The organism is Streptomyces sp. NPDC017943, assembly GCF_044328425.1.
Classification (GTDB): domain Bacteria; phylum Actinomycetota; class Actinomycetes; order Streptomycetales; family Streptomycetaceae; genus Streptomyces; species Streptomyces djakartensis_A.
Window position 1 is genome coordinate 162,967 of sequence record NZ_JBIRHH010000012.1, and the last position, 26,543, is coordinate 189,509.

The following is a 26,543-nucleotide window of genomic DNA, read 5'->3' on the forward strand; positions in this document are numbered from 1 at the left end:
CGCCCGCGAGCACGCGGGCGGCCCTCCCGCGTGCTCGCGTGGTCAGTGGCCGCGCTCGGCGCCGCCGTTGACCTGGATGATCTGCGAGGTGACGTGCCGGGCGCCCGGTGAGGCCAGCCAGTGCAGGGTCCCGGCGACGTCGCCGGGGGTCCCGGCCCGCCCGGTGGACGTCTCGGAGATGAGCCGCTCCCGCCGCTCGGCGGCCATCGCGTCCCCGAAGAACTCGGTGTCCTCGACGTACCCCGGCGCGACGACGTTCACGGTGATGCCGCGCGGGCCCAGCTCCCGGGCCAGGTCGTGGGCGTACGGGTGCAGTCCGGCCTTGGCCGCGGCGTAGGCCCCGCTGCCCGACCCCCGGTAGGCGGCGATGGACCCGAGGAACAGCACCCGTCCGCCGGGCTCGGCCAGGCGCGGCTTCAGCGCCTCGGTCAGCAGCACGGCGGTCAGCAGGTTGAGCCGGAAGTTGACCGTCCAGGTGTGGGCGACGCCACGCAGCGCGTCGCCGTCGCCCCCGGCGTCCGCCTCGAGCAGTCCGGTGCCCCCGGCGCTGTGGACGAGCACGTCCACGGCGCCCAGTTCCCGCTGCACGAAGGCGGCGACTCCGCGCACCTCGTCCGGCTCGGCGAGATCGGCCGCGTAGGTCAGCGCGCCGGGCACGCCGGCCTGCTCCAGTACCCCGGCCCGCCGGCCGAGCAGCAGCACCCGGTCGCCGTCCGCCGCGAAGACCCGCGCCGCCGCGAGCCCGATCCCCGTGCCGCCACCACTGATCACCACGTTGCGTGCCATGCGCCCGACCTTACGACCCGTCAGGCGGCGGGCGCGAGCTCATCGCAGGCTGCGCACGTCCAGGTGCCGCAGGACCCGGTCCACCACCTCCGGGTCGGCGCCCGGCTCGCTGCGCGCCGACAGCACCTCGTGGCGTGCCGCGCTGAGCATCTGCTGCTGGAGCTGCCGGACCCGCTTCACCCGCCGGGCGCGCTCCCGGTACGCCTCGCGGCGCTCGTCCTCGGCCAGTTCCGGGCTGATGCGCACCGCGATGTCCATGGCCCGGCGCAGCATCTGCTCGGACAGCTCCTCCGGCAGTTCCTCGTCCTCCTCGATCTCCCGCAGCCGCTCCTTGGCCGCCTTGGCGGCGCGCAGCGCCAGGGACTTGGCGAACTCCTTCTCGTGGTCGGTGTCGGCCTTCACACCGAGGCGCCGCACCAGCCAGGGCAGGGTGAGGCCCTGCAACACCAGCGTGGCCATGATCACGCCGAACGCGATGAAGATGATCTCGTCGCGGCTGGGGAACGGGGCGCCGCTGTCGGTCTCCAGCGGGATCGCCAGCACCAGTGCGACGGACGCGACCCCGCGCATCCCCGCCCACCACATGACGACGGTCTCGCGCCAGCTGACGGGGATGTCCTCGTCGTAGTCCCGCCGCGCGTGCAGCCGTTTGGTCAGCCACGTCGCCGGCAGCAGCCACAGCAGCCGTACGAACACGACCACGCACACCACGATCGCCGCCCAGCCGAGCAGCTCGCCCCACCGCCCGGAGGCGGTGTTGATCGCGTTGTGCAGCTCCAGGCCGACCAGCCCGAAGGCGACACCGGTGACGAGGGTGTCGACGATGTTCCAGAAGGTGTGCCCGGCCAGCCGCGTCATGACGTCGTCGGCGTCGGAGCCGTGCTCGGCGAGGAACAGCGCGGTGGTCAGCACGGCGAGCACGCCGGAGCCGTGCAGTTCCTCGGCCATCACGTAGGCGGCGTAGGGCACCAGCAGGGTCAGCCCGATCTGCAGGACCGCGTCGCCGAGGAGGTCCATCAGCTTGTTGGCGCCCCAGCCCAGCGCGAGCCCCACGGCCACCGCGACGACGGCCGACAGCACCAGGTCCAGACCGGCCTTCCAGGGCGAGAACGTCCCGCTGACGGCGGCGGCGATCGCCACGTGGTAGAGCACGATGGCCGTGACGTCGTTGAACAGCCCCTCGCCCTCCAGGATGGACACCAGGCGGCGCGGCAGCCCGAGCTGGCCGGCCACGGCGGTCGCGGCGACCGGGTCGGGCGGCGCCACCAGCGCCCCGAGCGCGAACGCGGCGGCCAGCGGCAGGCCCGGCACGATCGCGTCGGCCGCGGCGGCGACACAGGCCATGGTGACGAACACCAGCGCCACGGCCAGCAGGAAGATGGGTCTCTTGTTCGCCGTGAACTGCCGCCACGAGGTACGCCGTACGGCCGCGTACAGCAGGGGCGGCAGCAGCAGCGGCAGGATCAGGTCCGGCGGGATCTCGACGTTCGGCACGAACTCCAGCAGGGCCAGGACGATGCCCAGGAGCGTCATCAGCACCGGAGCGGGGACGCCGAGCCGGTCCCCGAGCGGAACACTGATCACGGCCCCGAGCAGCAGGACGAACAGCAGGGCCAGCTGATCCACGGTCAGCGCTCCGGGAGGTCAGAGGTGCACACGACTGATCTCAAGACTGCCACGCGACTGCCTGGGCAAACCGTTTCGGCACCCCCCGCGGCACTGCCCGGGACGGCTCAGAGGGAACGCCGCATCCCCTGATGCGGAATGCCGGCCTCCAGATACTCCGGCCCGTACGGCGCGTAGCCGAGCCGCGCGTAGAAGCCGAGCGCGTGCGTCTGCGCGTGCAGATCCATGGCCACGAGCCCGCGGGCGCGTGCCGCCTCCTCGACGGCCCGCACCAGGGCGGCCCCGACCCCGAGCCCGCGCGCGTGAGCCGTCACCGCCAGCCGGCCCAGACACCCCACGGAGGGGTCCGCACCGGTCTGTGCCACGGCCGCCGCTCCCCACAGCAGCCGCCCGGTCCCCAGCGGCACCCCGTCCTCCCGGACGGCCAGCACGTGCACGGCCCCGGCGTCGTACGCGTCGTACTCGAGGTCCTCGGGAACGCCCTGCTCGCCGACGAAGACCTCCTTGCGCACCGCGAAGCACGCCTCACGGTCCGCCGCGTCCTCCGCGACCCGCACGACGTACGTCCCCGTGCTCACGCGTACGTCTCCTCCCGGACCTGGTCCAGGGCCTGCTGGAGGTCCTCCGGGTAGTCGCAGGAGAACTCCGCCCACCGGCCGTCCCCGGGGTGCTCGAAGCCCAGGCGCACGGCGTGCAGCCACTGCCGCGTCAGCCGCAGGCGCTTGGCGAGCGTCGGGTCCGCGCCGTAGGTCAGGTCGCCGACGCACGGGTGGCGGTGGGCGGCCATGTGAACGCGGATCTGGTGGGTGCGGCCGGTCTCCAGCTTCACGTCCAGCAGGGACGCCGCGCGGAACGCCTCGATCAGGTCGTAGTGGGTCACCGAGGGCTTGCCCTCGGCGGTGACCGCCCACTTGTAGTCGTGCTGGGGGTGCCGGCCGATGGGCGCGTCGATGGTGCCGCTGGTCGGGTCGGGATGGCCCTGGACCAGCGTGTGGTACCGCTTGTCGACCGTGCGCTCCTTGAACTGGCGCTTGAGCGACGTGTACGCGTACTCCGACTTCGCGACCACCATCAGGCCGGACGTGCCGACGTCGAGGCGGTGGACGATCCCCTGGCGCTCGGCCGCCCCGGACGTCGAGATCCGGTACCCGGCGGCGGCCAGGCCCCCGATGACGGTCGGGCCGGTCCACCCGGGCGAGGGGTGCGCGGCCACGCCGACCGGCTTGACGATGACGACCACGTCGTCGTCGTCGTGGACGATCTCCATGCCCTCGACCGGCTCGGCCACCACCTGCACCGGCGCGGGCGCCTGCGGCATCTCGACCTCCAGCCAGGCGCCGCCGTGCACGCGCTCCGACTTGCCGACCACCGACCCGTCGACCGTGACCTTCCCCGCGGCGGCCAGCTCGGCGGCCTTGGTCCGGGAGAAGCCGAACATGCGGGAGATGGCGGCGTCGACGCGCTCGCCCTCCAGGCCGTCGGGCACGGGCAGGGTACGGATCTCGGGAATCGTGCTCACCCGTCGAGTATGCCGGACGGCTCCGGCAGGGCCGTACGCGCGCTCAGTCCTTGTGGACGGTCCCGTCGGGGTCGAGCCCCTTGAACGACAGCAGCACGATCAGGATGCCGCCGCACACGATCGCCGAGTCGGCCAGGTTGAACACGGCGAAGTGCTTGGGCGCGATGAAGTCGACGACCGCGCCCTCGAAGACGCCGGGAGCCCGGAAGATCCGGTCGGTGAGGTTGCCCAGCGCACCGCCGAGCAGCAGCCCCAGCGCGATCGCCCAGGGCAGGCTGTACAGCTTGCGGGCCAGGCGGGCGATCACCACGATCACCGCCGCCGCGATCACGGTGAAGATCACGGTGAAGGCCTCGCCGAAGCCGAAGGCCGCGCCCGCGTTGCGGATCGCCTCGAACCTCAGCCAGTCCCCGACGATCTCGATCGGCGGGTGGTGCTCCAGCTTCGCCACCACGATCAGCTTGCTGACCAGGTCCAGGGCGTAGGCGAAGGCGGCCACCGCGAACAGGACCGCGATCCGGCGCCTGCCCCGGGGCCGCCCGGCGGCCTCGGACCCCTCGGCCCCGTCGGCGCCGGCGGCCGCCGGGGTCCGGTCGGTGCCGGACCCTGCGGCGGGAGCGCCCTCGGAACCGGAGCGCCCGCCCGGCGCCGCGTCCTCGCCGGGCCGCTCCCGCCCGGCCCCGGCCGCGTCCGGAGTGTCCGGCGTACCGATGATGCGCTCCGCCTCTGCCACGTGAGTCCCTCGCCTAGGTGCCTGACTGAGCACGAGGGTACGACACGCCCGCCGCGATCCACGTGCTCAGGAGGCATTCGGCCCCGGTCAGTACCTGCGCTCCTGCTTCTGCTTGCACTCCACGCACAGCGTGGCCCGCGGGAAGGCCTGCATCCGGGCCTTGCCGATGGGGTTGCCGCAGTTCTCGCACAGGCCGTAGGTGCCCGTGTCGAGGCGCTCCAGCGCGCGCGTGGTCTGGTCGAGCATCTCGCGCGCGTTGGCGGCCAGGGCCAGCTCGTGCTCGCGCGTGATGTTCTTGCTGCCGGTGTCGGCCTCGTCGTGCCCGGCGCCGTCGCCGGAGTCCCGCATCAGACCGGCCAGCGACCGCTCCGAGGACGCGATCTCCTCCCGCAGTCGCGTCTCCTCCGACATCAGCTCCGACCGCGCCTCGTCGACCTCCTCCGCCGTCCAGGGGTCCTCGCCCGGACGTACCGCGAGTTCACCGGGCTCGGCCGCGCCGCGCGCCTTCGGCACGGCGGTCTTGGCCGCCGTCGCCGCGCCAGGAGTCTTCTTCGCACCCACCGTGGTCGCTCCCGTCTGCTGCGCGGCGTGGGCCGCGCCCGCCTTCTTGGCCGTGCTGCTGCCGGCCGTGTCCTGTGTGACCGCGCCGGTCCGGGCAGTGCCCTTTCCGGTCGCGCCCTGCGTGGTGGTGCTCGTGTCCGCGGCGCCCTGCCCGGCGAGGCCCCGGGCGCCCTTCTCCGCGGCGGTCTCCCCCGCCTTCGCCGTGCCGCCCGCCGCCTTGCGCGCCGGGGTCTTCTTCTTCCCCGGCGTCTTCGTGGCGGCGGCCTCCTTGCCCGTCGCCTTCCCGGGGTCGGCCTTCTTGGCGGTGGCCTTCTTGGCGGTGACCCTCTCGGAAGCCTTCTTGGGGGTGGCCTTCTCGGAGGTGGCCCTCTTGGCGGTGGTCCTGGGGGTCGCGGCCGTTCCGGTCGCCGACTCCCGGACGGCGGGCTTCCGCGCATCCGCCGCCGCGGACGCCGACCGCCTCGGGCCCGGCCCTTCCTCGCCGTCACTCGCCTTCCCCACGGGCGCCTCTCCGCCCGCCGCCCTCCCGGCCACGGCCGGTCCGGTCGCCGACTCCCCGCCGGCGGGCTTCCGCGCATCCACCTCCCCGGACGCCGACCGCCTCGGGACCGGCCCGCCCTCACCGTCACTCGCCTTCCCCACGGGCGCCCCTCCGCCCGCCGCTCCTCCGGCCGCCCTCCCGGCCGCCTTGCCGGCCGCGGGCTTCCGGGCCTCCGTCGCCGCCTTGCCGGCCGCGGGCTTCCGCGTCTCCGTCGCCGCCTTCCCGCCCTCGATCGCCCCCGGGGTGTCCGTCCCGCCCTCGGCGTCCGTACCGCCCGGGGAGGTCCTCTTCACCGCCGCCTTCGTCTTGCGGACGACCGCCTTCGCCCCCTCGGTCGCCTTCTGCGCCGCCCCCTTCGCCGCCCGCCCCGCCGACCCCGCCTGCGCGGACTTCTTCCCGCCGACGTCCTTGGCCGCGCCGCCGGCGGACCTCGCGGATCTGCCGGACGCCGGCTGCTGTACGGCGGTCTTCTTCGCCACCATGGCCGCGGCCCCTTCACATATTGTGATCTTGCTCGCGAATCGTGCTGGGACGATAAATCGACTCGAGTCCCGCGGCAACGGGGCACACCGCCCGATTCGCCCGCCTCGCGCACGCCGCGCGGCGGACCTGCATCCGTTGTGCCCAGCTCCCCGCCTGGTAATCCGCCGGTCAGGGCGTCCCAGGATCCGAACACCCATACCCGCTCCAATCGGGTCATCAAACCCATTCCACCCCCGGCGGACCTCCCGGCCCTCCGGACGGCCCCCGCCCGGCCCGGAAAAGCGGGTCGGCCGCCGCCCGCCCGGCGCCGTACACTGGGCGGAGCGAGAAGCGTGGATGGGGACGAGTAGCGGCGTACGCAGCCCAGAGCGACCCGGGGACGGTGGAAGCCCGGGGGCGAGCGCGACGTGAAGATCACCCCGGAGCCGCCGGAAGAACGCCGCAGCCCAGGCAGCGGCCAGTAGACCCGGCATCGCGACCCCAATGAGGGGGCTCACCGGCGCACACCCCGTGCCGGGGGGCCAAGGAGGGTGGTACCGCGGGAGCGCGCCGAAGGCGGCGCAGGCAGACGTAGCTCTCGTCCCTCCGGACGGAAGGCAGCAAGTCCGCCGGAGGAAGCCCGCTGATGACATCGCCGACGTACCGCCAGGTACCCGCCCAGGTCGACCTGCCCGCCCTCGAGCACGCCGTGCTCGACTTCTGGCGCGAGCAGAAGATCTTCGCCAAGAGCCTGGAGCAGTCCGAGGGCCGCCCCGAGTGGGTGTTCTACGAGGGCCCGCCCACCGCCAACGGCATGCCCGGCGCCCACCACATCGAGGCCCGCGTCTTCAAGGACGTCTTCCCCCGCTTCCGCACCATGCGCGGCTACCACGTCGCCCGCAAGGCCGGCTGGGACTGCCACGGCCTCCCGGTGGAGCTCGCCGTCGAGAAGGAGCTCGGCTTCTCCGGCAAGCAGGACATCGAGGCGTACGGCATCGCCGAGTTCAACGAGAAGTGCCGTGCGTCGGTGACCCGGCACACGGACGCCTTCGAAGAGCTCACGACCCGCATGGGTTACTGGACCGACCTGAACGACCCGTACCGCACGATGGACCCCGAGTACATCGAGTCGGTCTGGTGGTCGCTGAAGGAGATCTTCAACAAGGGCCTGCTGGTCCAGGACCACCGCGTCGCCCCCTGGTGCCCCCGCTGCGGCACGGGCCTGTCCGACCACGAGCTGGCGCAGGGCTACGAGACGGTCGTCGACCCCTCGGTCTTCGTCCGGTTCCCGCTCACCTCCGGCCCGCTCGCCGGCGAGGCCGCGCTGCTGGTGTGGACGACGACCCCGTGGACCCTGGTGTCCAACACGGCCGTCGCCGCCCATCCCGAGGTCACCTACGTCGTCGCCACGAACGGTGAGGAGAAGCTCGTCGTCGCCGAGCCGCTCCTCGCCAAGGCACTCGGCGAGGGCTGGGAGACCACCGGCGAGACGTTCACGGGCGCCGAGATGGAGCGCTGGACGTACCAGCGCCCGTTCGCGCTGGTGGAATTCCCGGCCGAGGCGCACTTCGTCGTCAACGCCGAGTACGTCACCACCGAGGACGGCACGGGTCTGGTCCACCAGTCCCCCGCCTTCGGTGAGGACGACCTCAAGGTGTGCCGCTCCTACGGCCTGCCGGTGGTCAACCCGGTCCGCCCGGACGGCACCTTCGAGGAGGACGTCCCGCTCGTCGGCGGCGTCTTCTTCAAGAAGGCCGACGAGAAGCTCACCGCCGACCTGGACGAGCGCGGCCTGCTCTTCAGGCACGTCCCGTACGAGCACAGCTACCCGCACTGCTGGCGCTGCCACACCGCGCTGCTCTACTACGCCCAGCCGTCCTGGTACATCCGCACCACCGCCGTCAAGGACCGCCTCCTCGCGGAGAACGAGGGCACCAACTGGTTCCCGGACACGGTGAAGAACGGCCGGTACGGCGACTGGCTGAACAACAACATCGACTGGGCGCTGTCCCGCAACCGCTACTGGGGCACCCCGCTGCCCATCTGGCGCTGCGAGGACGACCACCTGACCTGTGTCGGCTCCCTGACCGAGCTCACCGAGCTGACCGGCACCGACCAGTCGGGCCTGGACCCGCACCGCCCGTTCATCGACGAGGTCACCTTCGCCTGCCCGCAGGGCGGTTGCGGGAAGACCGCCACACGCGTGCCCGAGGTGATCGACGCCTGGTACGACTCGGGCTCGATGCCGTTCGCGCAGTGGGGCTACCCGTACAAGAACAAGGAGCTGTTCGAGGCCCGCTACCCGGCACAGTTCATCTGCGAGGCCATCGACCAGACCCGCGGCTGGTTCTACACGCTGATGGCGATCGGCACGCTGGTCTTCGACAAGTCCAGCTACGAGAACGTGGTCTGCCTCGGTCACATCCTCGCCGAGGACGGCCGCAAGATGTCCAAGCACCTGGGCAACATCCTGCAGCCGATCCCGCTGATGGACCAGCACGGCGCCGACGCGGTCCGGTGGTTCATGGCGGCCGGCGGCTCCCCCTGGGCGGCCCGCCGCGTGGGCCACACCACCATCCAGGAGGTCGTCCGCAAGACCCTCCTGACGTACTGGAACACGGTCGCCTTCCAGGCCCTGTACGCCCGTACGTCGAACTGGGCCCCGTCCGAGGCCGACCCGGCCCCGGCCGACCGCCCGGTGCTGGACCGCTGGCTGCTGTCCGAGCTGCACGCCCTCACCGACCAGGTCACCCAGGCGCTGGACGCCTACGACACCCAGCGCGCCGGCAAGCTGCTGTCCGCGTTCGTCGACGACCTGTCCAACTGGTACGTGCGCCGCTCCCGCCGCCGCTTCTGGCAGGGCGACAAGGCCGCGCTGCGCACCCTGCACGAGGTCGTCGCGACCGTGACGCAGCTCATGGCCCCGCTGACCCCGTTCATCACCGAGCGGGTGTGGCAGGACCTGATCGTCCCGGTCACCCCGGGCGCCCCCGAGTCGGTCCACCTGTCGTCCTGGCCGGAGGCGGACCTGTCCGCCATCGACCCGGAGCTGTCGAAGCAGATGGTGCTGGTGCGCCGCCTGGTCGAACTGGGCCGCGCCACGCGCGCGGAGTCGGGCGTCAAGACCCGGCAGCCGCTGTCCCGCGCGCTGATCGCGGCGACCGGCTTCGAGACGCTGGACACCGAACTGCGCGCGCAGATCACGGAGGAACTGAACGTCGAGTCCCTGGCGACGCTCAGCGAGGTCGGCGGTTCCCTGGTGGACACCACGGCCAAGGCCAACTTCCGCGCGCTGGGCAAGCGGTTCGGCAAGCGCGTCCAGGACGTGGCCAAGGCCGTCGCGAACGCGGACGCGGCCGCCCTGTCCCTGGCGCTGCGCGAGGGCACGGCGTCCGTCGAGGTCGACGGCGAGACCGTCACGCTGGCCCCCGACGAGGTCATCATCACCGAGACCCCGCGCGAGGGCTGGTCGGTGGCGTCCGACTCCGGTGCGACGGTCGCCCTGGACCTGGAGATCACCGAGGAGCTGCGCCGCGCGGGCCTGGCCCGTGATGCGATCCGCCTGATCCAGGAGGCCCGCAAGAACAGCGGCCTCGACGTGGCCGACCGCATCGCGCTGCGCTGGACCGCCACGGACCGGGCGACGGTGGAGGCCCTGACCGACCACGCCGGTCTGATCGCCGACGAGGTCCTCGCCGTCGACTTCGCCCAGGGCGAGGCGGACGGCGCCTACGGGGAGCCCTTCGCCGACGAGGGCCTGACCCTCACGTTCCGCCTGCGCAAGGCGTAACCGCCGCACCGTCGAAGGCCCGGTCCCGCCGAACATCTCGGCGGAACCGGGCCTTCGGCGTTGCGTACGCGGAACGGGGTCGCGGACGGTGAACGCAGGTGCGTACGGCCGAACGCCGGCGGGTGAGCAGGCGAACGCGCGTAGCACAAGGGCGAGGCCCCGGGAGGGATCCCGGGGCCTCGCCCTGAACGCTGCCGACCGCTACGCCGTACTACCGGCCGTCAGGCCGTCAGTTGTCGTCCTCGTCGATCAGGAAGCCCCGCATGGGCGAGGGCGCCTGACCCATCGGCGACGGACCCTGCGGACGCACCGGCGCCATGGGCTGGGTCATCGCCGGGGACATCTGCTGCTGGCCACCGTAGGACGGGGCGGACGGCGAAGGGGCGCCGCCCATCGTCTGGTTGCCGCCGTACGACGGGGCGCTCGCGCCGGCCGGAGCCATCGAGGGCGCCGGGGACGGCGGGAGGGACGCGGTCGCCGGGGTGCGCGGCGGGGCCAGCGAGTCGTCGGCCTGGGTCTCCAGCTGGCGCAGCTGCGACTCCAGGTACGACTTCAGGCGCGTGCGGTACTCGCGCTCGAAGCCGCGCAGGTCCTCGACCTTGCGCTCCAGCGTGGCGCGGGCGGACTCCAGGGAGCCCATCGCGACGCGGTGCTTCTCCTGCGCGTCCCGCTCCAGGGCGTCGGCCTTGGCACGGGCGTCACGCTCCAGACCCTCGGCACGCGAACGGGCCTCGCCGACGATCTTGTTGGCCTCGGAACGGGCCTCCGCGATCGCCTGGTCGGCGGTCTGCTGGGCCAGCGACAGGACACGGGCGGCGCTGTCGCCACCGGGACCCTGCTGACCGGGGCCGCCCATCGGACCGCCCATGGGGCCGCCCATCGGGCCGCCCATCTGCTGCATCGGGGGCTGGCCCATGGGACCCGGACCCTGGCCCATCGGGCCGGGACCCTGGGGGCCGCCCTGACCGCCGGGACCGGCGGGCAGCTGCGGGGCACCGCTCGGCAGCTGGGGCGGACCACCCATGGGGCCACCCATCTGCTGCTGCGGCGGGCCCGATATGCCGGCGGGGACGGGACCGCCCGGACCGCGCATGCCCTGCTGCTGTTGCTGCTGGTCCTGCTGCTCCGGGGGCTTGCGCATGTTCTGCTGATTCTGCGCGGCGGCACGCGTGGCCGCGGCCAGCTTGGCGCGCAGGTCCTCGTTCTCGCGGAGCAGGCGGGTCAGTTCGGCTTCGACCTCGTCGAGGAAGGCATCGACCTCGTCCTCGTCATAGCCTTCTCGGAGGCGGACGGTCGTGAACTGCTTGTTCCGCACGTCCTCGGGGGTCAACGGCATCTCTTCACCTCAACGTAGTCGTCGGCAGTCGGCAAGACCGTAGCTGTCACATCGCTCACATCGCGTTCCGCACGAGTGTGATCAGGATGTAGACGATGATCATCAGTACGAAGAAGGACAGGTCGAGCGCCACGCCCCCGAGACGCAGCGGCGGAATGAACCGCCGCAGAAGCTTGAGCGGTGGATCGGTGACAGTGTAGGTGGCCTCCAGAACGACCACCATCGCCTTGCCGGGTTGCCACGAGCGGGCGAACTGGAAGACGTAGTCCATGACCAACCGGAAGATGAGCACGATGAGGAAGCACATCAGCGCGATGTAGACGACATCCAAAACCACGCCCATGACCTCTTGCTTCCCTCTCCCCTGTGCCCTGCTGTGTTGCGTTGTGTACTGATGTTCCCGGTGGTGCGTCTCAGCTCTGGTTGAAGAACCCGCCCTCTGCGATGCGGGCCTTGTCCTCCGCCGTGACATCGACGTTAGCAGGCGACAACAGGAACACCTTCTGCGTCACCCGCTCGATGCTGCCGTGAAGACCAAACACCAAACCGGCCGCAAAGTCGACAAGTCGCTTCGCGTCTGTGTCATCCATCTCAGTCAGATTCATGATCACCGGGGTGCCCTCACGGAAGTGTTCCCCGATGGTACGGGCCTCGTTGTAGGTCCGTGGGTGGAGTGTGGTGATCCGGTAAGGCTCTCGTTCGGACACGACCTTGGGCATGATCACCGGTGCGTTCTTCTCCAGATTTGCGCGTTCTTGTGTGATGGAAGCCACGGGCGCGATGCGCGCCGGGCGGCTGGATTCCGCGGGGAGCGAAGCGGAGCGGGCGGCCGGTTCGCGGGGAGCGGGCGGCTGTACGACTCGTACCTCTTCGTCCCTTTGGGGCTGATGTGAGACGTGCGGCTGGTGGGACGGCTCGTGCCGTCGGTGGTCCCGCTCGGGCTCCGGGTCCAGTTCGGGTTCGAAGTCGTCGTCGGGGTCGAATCCGCGGCCGTCGTACCCATCGTCCTCCACGAGGCCGAGGTAGACCGCCATCTTGCGCATCGCGCCGGCCATGCTCTGAGTCCTCCGCTCTGTGGTGGATCGGCTGACGACTGCCAAGTGCCTGCGATCCACGTGGTCCTTGAATCCGCCTTTCGGCGGCAATGACCATATTTTCTGCTGTGGTCCGACTTCTTGGCGACGTTACCGGAGCCTGGGGCGGACTCCGAGTACCGCGCTGCCGACGCGCACATGTGTCGCTCCGGCCGCCACGGCCTGCTCGAGGTCCGCACTCATCCCTGCCGAGACCATGGTGGCAGCCGGATGACTCCGGCGCAGGTCGGTCGACAAATCCATCAACCGCCCGAACGCCGCCTGTTCACGTCCCGCGTACTCCCCGGTGAGCGGCGCGACGGTCATCAGCCCGGCGAGCCGCAGCCCCGGGGCGCCGGCCACCAGATCCGCCAACTCGCCGACGCCGTCGGGCGCCACGCCGCCGCGCTCCCCCCGGGCGCTCTCCCCGGCGTCCAGGGCGACCTGCAGCAGGCAGCCCAGTTCGCGCCCCGACCGGACGGCCTCCTTGGAGAGGGCGGTGACCAGCTTGGCCCGGTCGATGGACTGCACGAAATGCGCGTAATTCACCACCGAACGGACCTTGTTGGTCTGGAGTTGACCGACGAAGTGCCAGGTGAGGGGCAGATCCGAGCAGTCGGCGGCCTTGGGGGCCGCGTCCTGGTCGCGGTTCTCGGCGACGTGCCGCACGCCGAGCTCCGCGAGGAAGCGGACGTCGCTCGCGGGGTAGGTCTTGGTGACCACGATCAGGGTCACCTCCTCGCGTGCCCGCCCCGCGGCCGCGCATGCGTCGGCGATGCGCCGCTCCACCTTCGCCAGGTTCGCGGCGAGTTCGTCCTTGCGCTCCGTCATGTCCCTCAGTCCAGCCACACGTAGCCCGCGAGCCGACCGGTGGTGCGGTCGCGGCGGTACGAGAAGTGATCGTGCGATTCCAGCGTGCACACCGGTGACCGCTCCCGGTCGCGCACCCCGAGCCGTTCCAGCTGGGCGTGCACTCCGGCGCTCACGTCGACCGCCGGCGTGCCCCAACTCGTCTCGGCGTACGCCGCCGGCTCGACGGCGGACACCTCGGCGCGCATCTCGCCGGGCACTTCGTAGCACCGGCCGCAGACGGTGGGTCCGGTGCGGGCGACGATGCGGGAGGGCTCGGCCCCCCGTTCGGTCATCGCGCGCACCGCGGCCGGGACGACCCCGGCGACCATGCCCGGCCGGCCCGCGTGAGCCGCGGCGGCGACCCGCGCGACCGGGTCGGCCAGCAGCACCGGCACGCAGTCGGCGGTGAGCACGGCCAGGGCGAGACCCGGGCGCGTGGTGACGATCGCGTCGACGGACGGAAGACCGGCCGACGATCCCCACGGGCCGTCGACCACCGCCACGTCCGCGCCGTGCACCTGGTTCATCCAGACGACCAGGTCGGGTGCGACGCCCAGGGACTTGGCGGCCAGGTCCCGGTTGGTGCGTACGGCATCGGGGTCGTCGCCGACCGCTCCGCCGAGGTTGAGCTCCTCATACGGAGCGGCGCTCACCCCGCCCCACCGGTCGGTGAAGGCGAAGTGCGCGCCGCTCACGCTTTCGCGCTGTCCTATCACGTCAGAAGGATCACTTGAGGAAGTCCGGTACGTCCAGTTCCTCGGCCGCGCTGTCCGAGTAGGTCCGCGGCGCCGGCGGGACCGGCGGGGCGACCGGGATGTCCTCGACCGGCTTCGGCGCGGGCTCCGGGTCCTCCTTCGGGGTCACGCTGCCGAGCGACCCGAAGGACGGGCGGCTCTCGGCCTGGCGGACCGGGGCCGGCTCCTCGCGCTTGGCCGAGGAGGAGCCGAGGACGTTGTCCCGGCGGGCCGGGGGCTGGCCCCCGTCGAACCCGGCGGCGATGACGGTGACCCGGACCTCGTCGCCGAGGGCGTCGTCGATGACCGCGCCGAAGATGATGTTGGCCTCGGGGTGCGCGGCCTCGCTGACCAGCTGGGCGGCCTCGTTGATCTCGAACAGGCCGAGGTCGGAGCCACCGGAGATGGAGAGCAGGACACCGCGGGCGCCGTCGATGGACGCCTCCAGCAGCGGCGAGGAGATCGCCATCTCGGCGGCGGCCACCGCGCGGTCGTCGCCGCGGGCCGAGCCGATGCCCATGAGGGCCGAGCCGGCCTCGGACATGACCGACTTGACGTCGGCGAAGTCCAGGTTGATGAGGCCGGGGGTGGTGATGAGGTCGGTGATGCCCTGGACACCGGAGAGCAGGACCTGGTCGGCCGACTTGAAGGCGTCGAGGACCGAGACCTGGCGGTCCGAGATGGACAGCAGCCGGTCGTTCGGGATGACGATGAGGGTGTCGACCTCTTCGCGGAGCTCGGCGATGCCGTCCTCCGCCTGGTTCGCCCGGCGCCGCCCCTCGAAGGTGAACGGGCGCGTGACCACACCGATGGTGAGGGCGCCCAGGGAGCGGGCGATGTTGGCCACGACGGGCGCGCCGCCGGTGCCGGTGCCGCCGCCTTCACCGGCTGTCACGAAGACCATGTCGGCCCCCTTGAGGACCTCCTCGATCTCCTCGCGGTGGTCCTCGGCGGCCTTGCGGCCCACGGCCGGGTTGGCTCCGGCGCCGAGTCCGCGGGTGAGTTCCCGGCCGACGTCCAGCTTGACGTCGGCGTCGCTCATCAACAGGGCTTGCGCGTCGGTGTTGATGGCGATGAACTCGACGCCCTTGAGACCGACCTCGATCATCCGGTTGATGGCATTGACACCACCGCCGCCGACACCGATGACTTTGATGACTGCGAGGTAGTTCTGCGGTGCTGCCACGTCGAAGGCCTCTCGCCTCGAGTTACGTGTCGCCGGTTCACCGTGGCGCCTTGCGCCCCGCGACCCGACGACTGATGCCGAATGGGACGGTCCGTATCGCCGACCCGAACCCTAACCCTGAAGTTTAGGGTTACCAGTGTGTCCGTTCCTTGGAGTCTTCTGAACAGGACACTAAGTCGACAAGTGGCGCACGTTCAACGAACACGCCGAACCTCCCGTTTTTCTTTTCACCCTATGTGATCAGCCGTAGCACTGCCCAACCAGGGTGCTGGCCTGCGCTGATGTGCGTCAACTCCCCGATGACGCGGGAGCGGTGGGCACACTCACGTCGAAGTACCCCGCATCGGGCGTTGCTTTCATCAGGGCGGTGAGGGTACGGGCCTTCGCGGGGCCCTTCTCACTGCTGCCCCACGCGACGGTGCGGCCGTCCCGCAACTCCAGCGAGATGTCGTCGTAGGAACGGACCTTGACGGTCCGTGTGTCGCGCGCGACGGCGGCCGGGACGGCGCGTGCGACGGCGACGGCCTCGCGCACGAGCCGGGGCTCGCCGAAGCGGCGCAGGCTCGCGGCGGCGGATCCGGACCTGGACAGCGTCATCTCCAGTGCGGGTACGCCTTTCGGCGCTTCGGGCACCGTGGCGAAACGGACGCCGTCGTCGTCCACTTCGACAAACTTGCCGCCTGTGCGGATCACCAGAACCGGAGTCCGCTCCACCACGTCCAGGTCGATTCCGTGGGGCCAGGAACGGACGACGTCCACCGAGTCGATCCGGGGCAGTTCCCGGCGCAACCGCGCCTCGATCGCGCCGGTGTCGACGGAGACGAGCGGATCGCCGATCGGGACGTCCGCGGCCGCCTGGACCTGTTTCGGTGTCAGCACCCGGGTGCCCGACACCGAGACGTGCTCGGCGCGCAGCCAGTCGGAGCCGTAGAGCAGCCAGACGCCCGGGATGCCGAGGAAGACCAGGGCCAGGCCCAGGATGACGATCACACGAACGTGGCGCCGCCGCAGGCGTCTTGCGGGCGGCGGGCCGGACGACCTCTGCTGCCGTTCACCGCGCTCGGCGGTGGTCGATCCGGCCACGCTCCCCTGCCTTCCGTCATACGGGCCTAGCGGTGTGCACGAGCGGCGGCGATCGCCTCGTACACCATGCCGACGAGCAGGTCGTCGGCGTCCCGGCGGCCGAACTCGGCGGCGGCGCGGGACATCTGGTACAGCCGGTGCGGATCGGCGAGCACGGGCAGGACGTGTTGCTGGACCCACTCGGGGGTCAGCTCCGCGTCGTCGACCAGCAGCCCGCCGCCGGCCTTGACCACCGGCTGGGCGTTGAGCCGCTGTTCGCCGTTGCCGATGGGCAGCGGGACGTAGGCGGCCGGGAGCCCGACGGCGGAGAGTTCGGCGACGGTCATCGCGCCCGCGCGGCAGAGCATCATGTCGGCCGCGGCGTACGCGAGGTCCATCCGGTCCAGGTAACTTACCGGTACGTAAGGGGGCATTCCCGGCATCTGGTGGACCTGCGGCAGTTCGTTCTTCGGTCCGACCGCGTGCAGGATCTGGATTCCGGCCTGCTGAAGCCAGGGCGCGACCTGCTGGACGACCTCGTTCAGCCGGCGGGCGCCCTGGGAGCCGCCCGTGACGAGCAGCGTGGGCAGGTTGGGGTCCAGCCCGAACGCGGCCCGGGCCTCGGGGCGTACGGCGGCGCGGTCCAGGGTGGCGATGGAGCGCCGCAGCGGGATGCCGATGTACCGGGCGCCGCGCAGCTTGCTGTCCGGGGTGGACACGGCGACCTGGCTGGCGTAGCGGGAGCCGATCTTGTTGGCCAGGCCCGGGCGGGCGTTGGCCTCGTGGATGACGATCGGCACGCCCAGGCGCTTGGCCGCGAGGTAGCCGGGCAGGGCGACGTAGCCGCCGAAGCCGACCACGGCGTCCGCCTTGGTGCGCTCCAGGATCTGCTCGGTCGCCTTGATCGTGCCGCGCAGCCGACCCGGGACGGTGATCAGCTCGGGGGTGGGCTTGCGCGGCAGCGGAACGGCCGGGATCAGCGCCAGTTCGTACCCGCGCTCGGGTACGAGACGGGTCTCGAGCCCGCGTTCCGTGCCCAGGGCCGTGATCCCCACGGTCGGATCCTGCCTGCGCAGGGCGTCCGCGAGGGCGAGCGCGGGCTCGATGTGGCCCGCGGTTCCTCCGCCGGCGAGTACGACATGCACCGAAATTCACCGCTCTCCGGACGGACGCGCCACCGAGGCACGCCGTCGCATCGTGTTCCATCTCCGGGGGCTCCGACCGGAACGGGTGCCCCCAGCCCCCCGCTTTCTACCAAAGCGGGGTTGCCGCATCGCAAGCGCCGCCCGCGCAGCGGGCTCGTCGCGTGCGAAGGCGATCAGCAGCCCGATGGCGAACATGGTCGGCAGCAGGGCGGATCCTCCGTAGGAGAACAGCGGGAGGGGGACACCGGCGATCGGCAGCAGACCGAGCACCGCACCGATGTTGATCACGGCCTGGGCCGTGATCCAGGTGGTCACGCCTCCCGCGGCATACCTGACGAAGGGGTCCTCCGTGCGTCCGGCCACGCGGATACCCGCATAGCCTAGAGCCGCGAAGAGGGCGAGGACCGACAGCGTCCCCGCGAGGCCCAGTTCCTCACCGGTGACGGCGAAGATGAAGTCGGTGTGGGCTTCGGGTAGTTGGCCCCATTTCTCCACGCTCGCGCCCAGCCCGGACCCGAAGATCCCGCCGGAGGCCAGGGCGTAGATGCCGTGCACGGCCTGCCAGCAGTCGACCGGGCCGGACTGCGGCTCGGTGGCGCCCAGACACTGCAGGCGCGCCATGCGGTTGGGGCTGGTCTTGATGAGGATCAGGCCCAGAACGGCGGCGACCGACAGCACGCCGGCGAACAGCCGCGTGGGTGCCCCGGCCAGCCACAGCAGGCCGAACAGGATGGCCGTGAGAATGATCGCGGTGCCCATGTCGCCGCCGATCATGATGAGGCCGAGCAGCATGAACGCGGCCGGCACCAGCGGCACCAGCATGTGCTTCCACTGGTTCAGCAGCCGCTTGTCCTGCTTGCGGGCCAGCAGGTCGGCGCCCCACAGCACCAGGGCGAGCTTGCCGAACTCACTGGGCTGGATCTGGAAGGAGCCGCCGAGGGCGATCCAGTTCTGGTTGCCGTTGACCGACACTCCTATCCCCGGCACCTGCACCAGGGCCATGAGGCAGACGGCGCCCGCGAGGATGGGGTAGGCCAGCGCGCGGTGCAGCCGCACCGGCATGCGGGAGGCGGCGAGCAGCAGTCCGGTGCCGATGGCGGCCGCGAGCAGTTGCTTGCGGAAGAAGTAGGAGCCGGGCAGGGACATCTGCAACGCGGTGATCTGGGAGGCCGAGTAGACCATCACCAGCCCCAGCACGGTGATCAGCGCGCTGCCGCCCAGGATGAGGTAGTACGCCGTGAGCGGCCGGTCCCAGCCCCTGCGCGCCCGGTCGTAGAAGGCCGAGACGGGGTTGTCGCGCAGGGAGCGGGACGGGGCGGGGCGCTTGGGGGCGCGCGCCACGGGGGGCCGTCCGGTGCGGCTGGTGGGCATCCGCGCTCACCCCGCCGTGCCGGAGGGGATCGCCTTGCCGTGCGGGCCGTCAGGCCGCTGCTCGGGCACCAGCCGCATCCGTGTCACGCGTCCCTCCCAGGTACGTCCGGCGTCCCCGCCGGGCGAGGCGGAACCCGGGTCAGCCCTCGGCGGAGCCGAGTTCACGAACGGCGTCCGCGAAAGCGTCCCCGCGCTTGTTGTAGTTGACGAACATGTCCATGGACGCGCACGCCGGCGCCAGCAGCACCGTGTCGCCGGGGCGGGCGAGCCGCCGGGCCTCCTCGACCGCCGCGCGCATCGCCCCAGTGTCGGTCCGGTCGAGGTCGACGACCGGTACTTCCGGGGCGTGTCGCGCCAGGGCTTCGCGGATGAGCGCGCGGTCGGCGCCGATGAGGACGGCGCCGCGCAGCCGGGGCGCCGACTTGGCGACCAGTTCGTCGAAGGACGCGCCCTTGGCCAGTCCGCCCGCGATCCACACGATGGACTCGTACGCCGCCAACGAGGCCTCCGCGGCATGCGTGTTGGTGGCCTTGGAGTCGTCCACCCAGGCCACGCCGTCCACTTCGGCCACGTGCGCGATGCGGTGGGCGTCGGGCGTGAAGGCCCGCAGGCCGTCCCGTACGGCCTTGGCGGGGACGCCGTAGGCGCGGGCGAGGGCGGCTGCCGCAAGGGCGTTGGCGATGTTGTGCGGGGCCGGCGGGTCGACGTCGGCGACCTCGGCGAGCTCCTGGGCGTTCTTGTGCCGGTCCTCGACGAAGGCGCGGTCGACCAGGATGCCCTCGACGACGCCGAGTTGGGAGGGGGCCGGGGTTCCGAGTGTGAAGCCGACGGCGCGGCAGCCCTCCTCGACGTCGGCCTCGCGGACCAGGTCCTCGGTGGCCTTGTCGGCCACGTTGTAGACGCAGGCGATGCGATTGCCCTCGTAGATGCGGCCCTTGTCCTTGGCGTACGCCTCCATGGAGCCGTGCCAGTCGAGGTGGTCGGGGGCGAGGTTCAGCACGGCCGCGGAGTGGGCGCGCAGCGAGGGCGCCCAGTGCAGCTGGTAGCTGGACAGCTCCACGGCCAGGACGTCGTACGTCTCCTCGCCGAGGACCGCGTCCAGGAGCGAGACGCCGATGTTGCCGACGGCGGCGGTGCGCAGGCCGGCCGCCTTCAGGATCGACGCGAGCATCTGGACGGTGGTGGTCTTGCCGTTGGTGCCCGTGACGGCGAGCCAGGGAGCCGCGTCGGGGCCGCGCAGGCGCCAGGCCAGTTCGACGTCGCCCCAGACCGGCACGCCCGCCTGCCCGGCCGCCGTGAACAGCGGCTTGTCCGGCTTCCAGCCGGGCGCGGTGACGATCAGCTCGGTGCCCTCCGGGAGGCTGTCGCCGTCGCCGAGGCGCACGGTGATCCCGAGCGCCTCCAGTTCGGCGGCCTGCGCCCGCGCGCGCTCGTCCGCGCCGTCGTTGACGACCGTGACGCGCGCGCCGAGGCCGTGCAGCACCTTGGCCGCCGGGACGCCGGAGACGCCGAGCCCGGCCACGGTGACGTGCTTGCCCTGGAAGTCGAAGGGCTCCGAGGAGGTCACTTGTCCGCTGCCCATCCCGCGTAGAAGAGGCCCAGTCCGACGATCACACAGATGCCTTGGATGATCCAGAAGCGGACCACCACCAGGACTTCGGACCAGCCCTTGAGTTCGAAGTGGTGCTGCAGTGGCGCCATCCGGAAGACGCGCTTGCCGGTGAGGCGGAACGAACCGACCTGGATCACCACGGACATGGTGATCAGGACGAACAGGCCGCCGAGGATGGCGAGCAGCAGCTCGGTGCGCGAGCAGATCGCGAGGCCGGCGAGCACACCGCCGAGCGCGAGCGAACCGGTGTCGCCCATGAAGATCTTGGCCGGCGAGGTGTTCCACCACAGGAAGCCGAGGCAGGCGCCCATCAGCGCGGAGGCGACCACCGCGAGGTCGAGCGGGTCGCGCACCTCGTAGCACGCGCCGGGGTTGGTGAGGGTCTGCGCGTTGGCGCAGGACTCCTGGAACTGCCAGACGCCGATGAAGGTGTAGGCGCCGAAGACCAGCACCGAGGCGCCGGTGGCCAGACCGTCCAGACCGTCGGTCAGGTTCACGCCGTTGGACATGGCGAGGATCATGAACAGCGCCCAGACGACGAACAGCACGGGGCCGATCGTCCAGCCGAAGTCCGTGATGAACGACAGCTTGGTGGAGGCCGGGGTGTTGCCGCGGTTGTCCGCGAACTGCAGGGACAGCACGGCGAAGCCGATGCCGACGATCAGCTGGCCGGCCATCTTCGCCTTGGCCCGCAGGCCCAGCGAACGCCGTTTGACGATCTTGATGTAGTCGTCGAGGAAGCCGACCAGGCCCATGCCGACCATCAGGCCGAGCACCAGCAGGCCGGAGAAGGTGGGCGCCGCGTCGACGTCCGGATCCACGTACCCGGTGATCACCTTGGCCAGGAAGTACGCGGCGACGGTCGCCAGGATGAAGGCGATACCGCCCATGGTCGGCGTACCGCGCTTGCTGGCGTGCTCGCGCGGGCCGTCGTCGCGGATGTACTGGCCGTAGCCCTTGCGCGCGAGGAGCTTGATCAGCAGCGGGGTGCCGATCAGCGTGAGGAACAGACCAATGACTCCCGCGAACAGGATCTGCTTCATCATCGGGCGGAAACCTCACCCTCGGCACCGGTCTCGAGCAGCGCCTGGGCCACCGTCTCGAGCCCGACCGAACGGGACGCCTTCACGAGTACGACGTCCCCCGGGCGCAGCTCGCTGCGCAACAGGTCGACCGCCGCCTGTGCGTCGGACACGTGCACCGACTCCTCACCCCACGAACCCTCGTTATATGCGCCCAGTTGCAGCCAGGCGGCTTCCCTGCCACCGACCGCGACGAGCTTGCTGACGTTGAGCCGGACGGCGAGCCGTCCGACCGCGTCGTGCTCGGCGAGAGCCTCGTCCCCGAGCTCGGCCATCTTGCCGAGCACCGCCCACGTACGACGCCCCTTGCCGATCGCCACCAGCGCGCGCAGCGCGGCCTTCATGGACTCGGGGTTCGCGTTGTAGGCGTCGTTGACGACCGTCACGCCGTCCGGGCGCTCGGTGACCTCCATCCGCCAGCGGGAGAGGGAGCCCGCCTCGGAGAGCGCGAGGGCGATCTCGTCTGCGGACATGCCCAACTCGTGGGCGACGGCGGCCGCGGCGAGCGCGTTCGACACGTGATGCTCACCGTACAGGCGCATGGTCACATCACTTGCACCGGAGGGTGTGTGAAGCCTGAACGAGGGCTGTCCGGTGTCCGTGAGTCGCACGTTCTCGGCACGAACGTCCGCTTCGCCGGACTCTCCGAAGAACAGCACCTTCGCCTTCGTACGGGAGGCCATGGCCCGGACGTAGGGGTCGTCCGCGTTGAGGATCGCGGTGCCGCCGTCGGCCTCGGCGGGCAGGGACTCGACGAGCTCGCCCTTGGCCTGGGCGATCTGCTCGCGGCCGCCGAACTCGCCGATGTGGGCGCTGCCGACGTTGAGGACCAGACCGACCTTGGGGGGTGTCAGGCCGGTGAGGTAGCGGATGTGCCCGATGCCGCGGGCGCCCATCTCCAGGACGAGGAACTTGGTCTCGTCGGTGGCGCTGAGCGCGGTCAGCGGCAGCCCGATCTCGTTGTTGAGCGAGCCGGGCGTGAACACCGTGGGGGCCTTGCGCCGGAGCACCTGCGCGATGAGGTCCTTGGTGCTGGTCTTGCCGGCCGAGCCGGTGAGGGCGACGAGGGTGGCGCCGAGCCGGGCCACGACGTGCCGGGCGAGGGCGCCGAGGGCGTTCTGCACGTCGTCCACGACGATCGCGGGCACGCCGACGGGACGGGTGCCGAGGACGGCCACCGCTCCCGCCTCGACGACGGCGCCCGCGAAGTCGTGGCCGTCCACCCGCTCGCCGGCGAAGGCCACGAACAGGCTGCCCGGTCCCGCCTCGCGGGAGTCCCGGACGACCGGGCCGGTGACCTCGACGGACGGATCCGGTATGTCGTGCGTCTGCCCGCCGACGACTTCTGCGATCTCGGCGAGGGAGAGGGCGATCACAAGTTCATCCCCTGGGTCTTCTGGATTTTCATCCCTGGGTCTTCTGGATGGCTTCGCGGAGCACCTGGCGGTCGTCGAAGGGACGGACCACCCCGGCGATGTCCTGGCCCTGCTCGTGGCCCTTGCCCGCGACCAGCACGGTGTCGCCCGGTTCGGCGCGGGCGACGGCGGCGGCGATCGCGGCGGCCCGGTCCTCGAAGACCTGCACCTCGCCGCGCTCGTGCGCCGGCACGGACGCCGCGCCCTGCAGCATCGTGGCGAGGATCGCGAGCGGGTCCTCGGAGCGGGGATTGTCGGAGGTCAGTACGGCGGTGTCGGCGAGCCGGGCCGCGGCGGCGCCCATCGGCTCGCGCTTGGTGGTGTCCCGGTCCCCGCCGCAGCCCAGGACGATGTGCAGCTTGCCCTCGGTGACCTTGCGCAGGGCGCGCAGCACGGACTCGACGGCGTCGGTCTTGTGCGCGTAGTCGACGACCGCGAGGTACGGCTGGCCGGCGTCGACGCGCTCCAGGCGGCCCGGCACGCCCGGGACGGCGGCGACGCCGTCGGCGGCGGCCTGCGGGTCGAGCCCGGCGACGGCCAGGGCGACGATCGCGGCGAGGGTGTTGGCCACGTTGAACGGGCCGGGCAGCGGCGACCTGGCCGCGATCCGCTCCCCTTTGGGGCCGACGACGGTGAACGTCGAGTCCAGCCGGCCGATCTCGACGTCCTCGGCGCGCCAGTCGGCGTCGGGGTGGCCCTCGGCGGAGTAGGTGACGACCGGGACGGTGGCCTCGTTGGCCAGCCTGCGGCCGTACTCGTCGTCGACGTTGACCACGCCGAGCTTGCCGCGTTCGGGCGTGAACAGCTGCGCCTTGGCCCGGAAGTAGTCCTCCATGTCGGAGTGGAACTCCATGTGTTCCGGGCTGAGGTTGGTGAAGACGCCGATGTCGAAGACGCAGCCGTCGACCCGGCCGAGGACCAGGGCGTGGCTGGAGACCTCCATGGCGACCGCCTCGACACCGCGCTCGCGCATGACGGCGAACAGGGCCTGCAGGTCGGTGGCTTCGGGGGTGGTGCGCTCGGACTTGATGCGCTCGTCGCCGATGCGCATCTCGACGGTGCCGATCAGGCCGGTGGCGCGGACCGTCCTCAGCCCGCCCTCGACGAGGTAGGCGGTGGTGGTCTTGCCGGAGGTGCCGGTGATGCCGATCTGGAGCAGGTCCCGGCCGGGGTGCCCGTAGATCGTGGCGGCCAGTTCGCCCATCCGTCCGCGCGGGTCGTCGACGACCAGGACCGGCAGTCCGGACGCGGCGGCGCGCTCCGCGCCGGTCGGGTCGGTCAGCACGGCGGCGGCACCGAGGCCCGCGGCCTGGGTGACGAAGTCCGCCCCGTGCAGCCGGGCGCCCGGCAGGGCGGCGTACAGGTCTCCGGGGCGGACGGCGCGCGAGTCGTGGGTGATGCCCGTGACCTCGGCGGCGCCCCGCGGCGCGGGAGCACCCAGCTGACCGGCGAGTTCCGCGAGAGGTGTGGCGGACACCTGCACCGGCCTGGGCGGCCCGGGGTATGTCACGGGATGGCCCTTCTGGGTGGTTTGGGACTGATCAGCGTGTGGCACGGCGGTGAGCGTACCGGGCGTACCCGCCTCCGGGCGAAGCGAGGGGCCGGGGCCGTGGTGGTTCCCGGGGCCGGGAGTGATCGTCGTCACGAGGTGGTTCCTGGTGTGTTCCGTGCTGACCTGGGCCTGGGGCCGGTCAGCGCTCGAAGGTGACGGGGAGTTTCGCGGGCGGGGCGCCGGTCGGCGGGACCTGGAGGGACTTCAGTGCGAACTCCATGACCTGCTTGTAGACCGGCCCGCAGATCTGCCCGCCGAAGTAGCTGCCCTGCGTGGCGTTCTGGATGGCGCAGTAGACGGTGATGCGGGGCTTGTCGGCGGGCGCGAACCCGGCGAACGAGGAGGTGTAGCCGTGGTACTTGCCGGTGGCCGGATCCACGCGGTTGGCGGTGCCCGTCTTGCCCGCGACGCGGTACCCGGGGATGCGCGCCTTGGTGCCGGTGCCCTCCTGGTCGTCCACCACGGACTCCAGCATCTGTGCGAGGGTCCTGGCCGTCTTCGCGCTGACGACCCGGGTCTTCGCGGGCTTCGGGGCGGGGGTGTAGCGGCCGTCGGGTCCCCTGGTGCCGCGCACGAGTGTGGGCTCGACGCGTACACCGCCGTTGGCGATGGTCGAGTACACGGAGGCCGCCTGCATCGCGTTGATGGACACACCCTGGCCGAAAGGGATCGTGTACTGCTGCGAGGTCGACCACTTGGCGGGCGGGGCGAGGATGCCCGGGGTCTCGCCGGGGAAGCCCAGGCCGGTGTAGTGGCCGAGGCCGAACCTGCGCAGGTAGTCGTAGAGGACCTTGTTGGACCGGGCCTGGGTTTTGCCGAGCTGGCCGGTGGCCAGGATGGTGCCGATGTTGCTGGACTTGGCGAGGACGCCGTTCAGCGTCAGGTCCCAGGTGGGGTGGTCGATGTCGTCCTTGAACAGCCGGTCGCCGCGGTGCAGCCGGTTGGGCACGACGACGTGGGTGGCCGGGGTGGCCACGCCCTCCTCCAGTACGGCGGCCATCGACATGACCTTGGCCGTGGAGCCGGGCTCGAAGGCGTCCTGGAGGGCCGCGTTGCCCAGGGCGGCGGGATCCGCCCCGGACAGGTCGTTCGGGTCGAAGCCGGGCGAGTTCGCCATGGCGAGGATCTGCCCGGTCCGGGTGTCCTGGACGATGACGTAGCCGCGGTCGGCGGCCGACTCCTTCACCTGGTCGCTGATGGCCTTCTGGGCGGCCCACTGGATGTCCCGGTCGATGGTGAGCTCGACGTCGCTGCCCGGGACGGCGGGGGTCTCGGTGGCGCCCCCCGCGGTGGGGACGAGCCGGCCGCCGGACTGGGCGTAGCGGATCTTGCCGTCCTTGCCGGCCAGGCGCTTGTCCAGTTGCAGTTCGATGCCGCCGCCGGGCTTGCCCTCGGAGTTGACCCAGCCCAGTATCCCGGCGGCGAGGTCGCCGTTGGGGTACACCCGCTTGCTGGTGGCGACCGAGAAGACACCGCCGAGGACGTTGCGCGCGGACTTGTCGGTCTCGGCCTTCTTGGCGAGCGCGGACTTCAGGTCCTTGATCTGCTTCCAGACCTGCGGGGTCTGCCGGGAGGCGAGCTTGACGTAGCGCAGGGCCTCGTTCTTCGGGCGGAGCTTGCCGACCAGGTCCTCCTGGTCCTGCCCGAGGATCGGGGCGAGGAGGGCCGCCGCCTGCTCGGGCCCGTCGTCGATCTTCAGCATGTCCGGGGCGAACATCGTGGGGTCGGCGGTGATGTCGTAGGCGTCCTCGCTGGTGGCCAGGGCCACGCCGGACCGGTCGGTGATCTCGCCGCGGTCGGCGGCCAGCACCTGCCCGACGTAGCGGTTCTGCTCGGCCTTGGCGGCGTAGGTGCTCGCGTCGACGGCCTGCACCTGGAACAGCCGCACCACGAAGGCGGTCAGGACCAGGGTGAGGGCGAGCCCCACCAGGCGCAGGCGGGGCCGCGGGCTGCCGAGCCGCAGCTGCTTGGCGGGGGCCGGGCGGCGGCCCGGTGACGGCCGCCGGGCGGGGCGGGCGCCCGGACCGGGGCGGCGCCGGGCGTCGGGGCGGGCCGGCCGTGCGGGGCCGGGCACGCGGCGGCGGGGCGGTTCCCTGTCGGACACT

21 protein-coding genes are annotated in these 26,543 nt (G+C 71.6%); 1 reads left to right on the top strand and 20 read right to left on the bottom strand.

Annotated features, from left to right (window positions below; genetic code table 11):
• Positions 1-42 precede the first annotated feature (42 nt).
• From ACH4C6_RS31315 to ACH4C6_RS31340, 6 genes are all read right to left on the bottom strand, one after another.
• Positions 43-786: an SDR family NAD(P)-dependent oxidoreductase gene (locus ACH4C6_RS31315; RefSeq protein WP_398112027.1), complete on the bottom strand. Its 744-nt coding sequence runs from the start codon at positions 784-786 to the stop codon at positions 43-45.
• Between the two features lie 39 nt (positions 787-825).
• Positions 826-2,412 carry a Na+/H+ antiporter gene (locus ACH4C6_RS31320; RefSeq protein WP_398112028.1) on the bottom strand — a complete coding sequence of 529 codons (1,587 nt, stop codon included), beginning with the start codon at positions 2,410-2,412 and terminating at the stop codon, positions 826-828.
• 107 nt (positions 2,413-2,519) lie between these two features.
• A complete protein-coding gene (locus ACH4C6_RS31325; RefSeq protein ID WP_398112029.1) occupies positions 2,520-2,990 on the bottom strand; it encodes a GNAT family N-acetyltransferase in 471 nt (156 codons plus the stop codon).
• Positions 2,987-3,931 (bottom strand): RluA family pseudouridine synthase, encoded by a 945-nt coding sequence (locus ACH4C6_RS31330; protein ID WP_398112030.1) that lies wholly within the window; start codon positions 3,929-3,931, stop codon positions 2,987-2,989. The genes ACH4C6_RS31325 and ACH4C6_RS31330 overlap by 4 nt, the downstream gene beginning before the upstream one ends.
• Positions 3,932-3,974: 43 nt before the next feature.
• Positions 3,975-4,664: a signal peptidase II gene (lspA, locus tag ACH4C6_RS31335; RefSeq protein ID WP_398112032.1), complete on the bottom strand. Its 690-nt coding sequence runs from the start codon at positions 4,662-4,664 to the stop codon at positions 3,975-3,977.
• Positions 4,665-4,751: 87 nt separating this feature from the next.
• Positions 4,752-6,248: a TraR/DksA C4-type zinc finger protein gene (locus tag ACH4C6_RS31340; RefSeq protein WP_398112034.1), complete on the bottom strand. Its 1,497-nt coding sequence runs from the start codon at positions 6,246-6,248 to the stop codon at positions 4,752-4,754.
• Positions 6,249-6,874: 626 nt separating this feature from the next.
• Here ACH4C6_RS31340 and ileS point away from each other — a divergent pair.
• Complete coding sequence (gene ileS / locus ACH4C6_RS31345; protein WP_398112035.1) at positions 6,875-10,018, top strand: isoleucine--tRNA ligase; 3,144 nt, start codon at positions 6,875-6,877, stop codon at positions 10,016-10,018.
• 229 nt (positions 10,019-10,247) lie between these two features.
• On the opposite strand, the gene ACH4C6_RS31350 is transcribed toward ileS, so the two are convergent.
• From ACH4C6_RS31350 to ACH4C6_RS31415, 14 genes are all read right to left on the bottom strand, one after another.
• Positions 10,248-11,354, bottom strand: a complete 1,107-nt coding sequence (locus ACH4C6_RS31350; RefSeq protein WP_376323764.1) for a DivIVA domain-containing protein — start codon at positions 11,352-11,354, stop codon at positions 10,248-10,250.
• Positions 11,355-11,409: 55 nt separating this feature from the next.
• The gene (locus tag ACH4C6_RS31355) at positions 11,410-11,697 is read right to left on the bottom strand and encodes a YggT family protein (protein ID WP_369196225.1); all 288 of its coding nucleotides are present in this window, start codon (positions 11,695-11,697) and stop codon (positions 11,410-11,412) included.
• 70 nt (positions 11,698-11,767) lie between these two features.
• A complete protein-coding gene (locus ACH4C6_RS31360; protein ID WP_062926338.1) occupies positions 11,768-12,409 on the bottom strand; it encodes a cell division protein SepF in 642 nt (213 codons plus the stop codon).
• A gap of 129 nt (positions 12,410-12,538) precedes the next feature.
• The gene (locus ACH4C6_RS31365; protein ID WP_398112036.1) at positions 12,539-13,258 is read right to left on the bottom strand and encodes a YggS family pyridoxal phosphate-dependent enzyme; all 720 of its coding nucleotides are present in this window, start codon (positions 13,256-13,258) and stop codon (positions 12,539-12,541) included.
• A gap of 5 nt (positions 13,259-13,263) precedes the next feature.
• Positions 13,264-13,995, bottom strand: coding sequence for a peptidoglycan editing factor PgeF (pgeF, locus tag ACH4C6_RS31370; protein WP_398112037.1), 732 nt, complete (start codon positions 13,993-13,995; stop codon positions 13,264-13,266).
• A 10-nt stretch (positions 13,996-14,005) separates the two neighbouring features.
• The gene (gene ftsZ, locus ACH4C6_RS31375; protein WP_369196222.1) at positions 14,006-15,199 is read right to left on the bottom strand and encodes a cell division protein FtsZ; all 1,194 of its coding nucleotides are present in this window, start codon (positions 15,197-15,199) and stop codon (positions 14,006-14,008) included.
• 288 nt (positions 15,200-15,487) lie between these two features.
• The gene (locus tag ACH4C6_RS31380) at positions 15,488-16,282 is read right to left on the bottom strand and encodes a cell division protein FtsQ/DivIB (RefSeq protein ID WP_398112038.1); all 795 of its coding nucleotides are present in this window, start codon (positions 16,280-16,282) and stop codon (positions 15,488-15,490) included.
• A 26-nt stretch (positions 16,283-16,308) separates the two neighbouring features.
• A complete protein-coding gene (gene murG / locus ACH4C6_RS31385) occupies positions 16,309-17,406 on the bottom strand; it encodes an undecaprenyldiphospho-muramoylpentapeptide beta-N-acetylglucosaminyltransferase (protein ID WP_398112039.1) in 1,098 nt (365 codons plus the stop codon).
• A gap of 6 nt (positions 17,407-17,412) precedes the next feature.
• Positions 17,413-18,777, bottom strand: coding sequence for a putative lipid II flippase FtsW (gene ftsW / locus ACH4C6_RS31390; RefSeq protein ID WP_398112040.1), 1,365 nt, complete (start codon positions 18,775-18,777; stop codon positions 17,413-17,415).
• A 139-nt stretch (positions 18,778-18,916) separates the two neighbouring features.
• Positions 18,917-20,359, bottom strand: a complete 1,443-nt coding sequence (gene murD / locus ACH4C6_RS31395) for a UDP-N-acetylmuramoyl-L-alanine--D-glutamate ligase (protein WP_398112041.1) — start codon at positions 20,357-20,359, stop codon at positions 18,917-18,919.
• Positions 20,341-21,432 (bottom strand): phospho-N-acetylmuramoyl-pentapeptide-transferase, encoded by a 1,092-nt coding sequence (gene mraY / locus ACH4C6_RS31400; protein ID WP_333931308.1) that lies wholly within the window; start codon positions 21,430-21,432, stop codon positions 20,341-20,343. The genes murD and mraY overlap by 19 nt, the downstream gene beginning before the upstream one ends.
• Positions 21,432-22,847, bottom strand: coding sequence for a UDP-N-acetylmuramoyl-tripeptide--D-alanyl-D-alanine ligase (gene murF / locus ACH4C6_RS31405; protein WP_398112042.1), 1,416 nt, complete (start codon positions 22,845-22,847; stop codon positions 21,432-21,434). The genes mraY and murF overlap by 1 nt, the downstream gene beginning before the upstream one ends.
• 28 nt (positions 22,848-22,875) lie before the next feature.
• Complete coding sequence (locus tag ACH4C6_RS31410; protein ID WP_398112043.1) at positions 22,876-24,396, bottom strand: UDP-N-acetylmuramoyl-L-alanyl-D-glutamate--2,6-diaminopimelate ligase; 1,521 nt, start codon at positions 24,394-24,396, stop codon at positions 22,876-22,878.
• 181 nt (positions 24,397-24,577) lie between these two features.
• On the bottom strand, positions 24,578-26,542 hold the full coding sequence (locus ACH4C6_RS31415) for a peptidoglycan D,D-transpeptidase FtsI family protein (protein ID WP_398112044.1): 1,965 nt from the start codon (positions 26,540-26,542) through the stop codon (positions 24,578-24,580).
• Position 26,543: the final 1 nt, after the last annotated feature.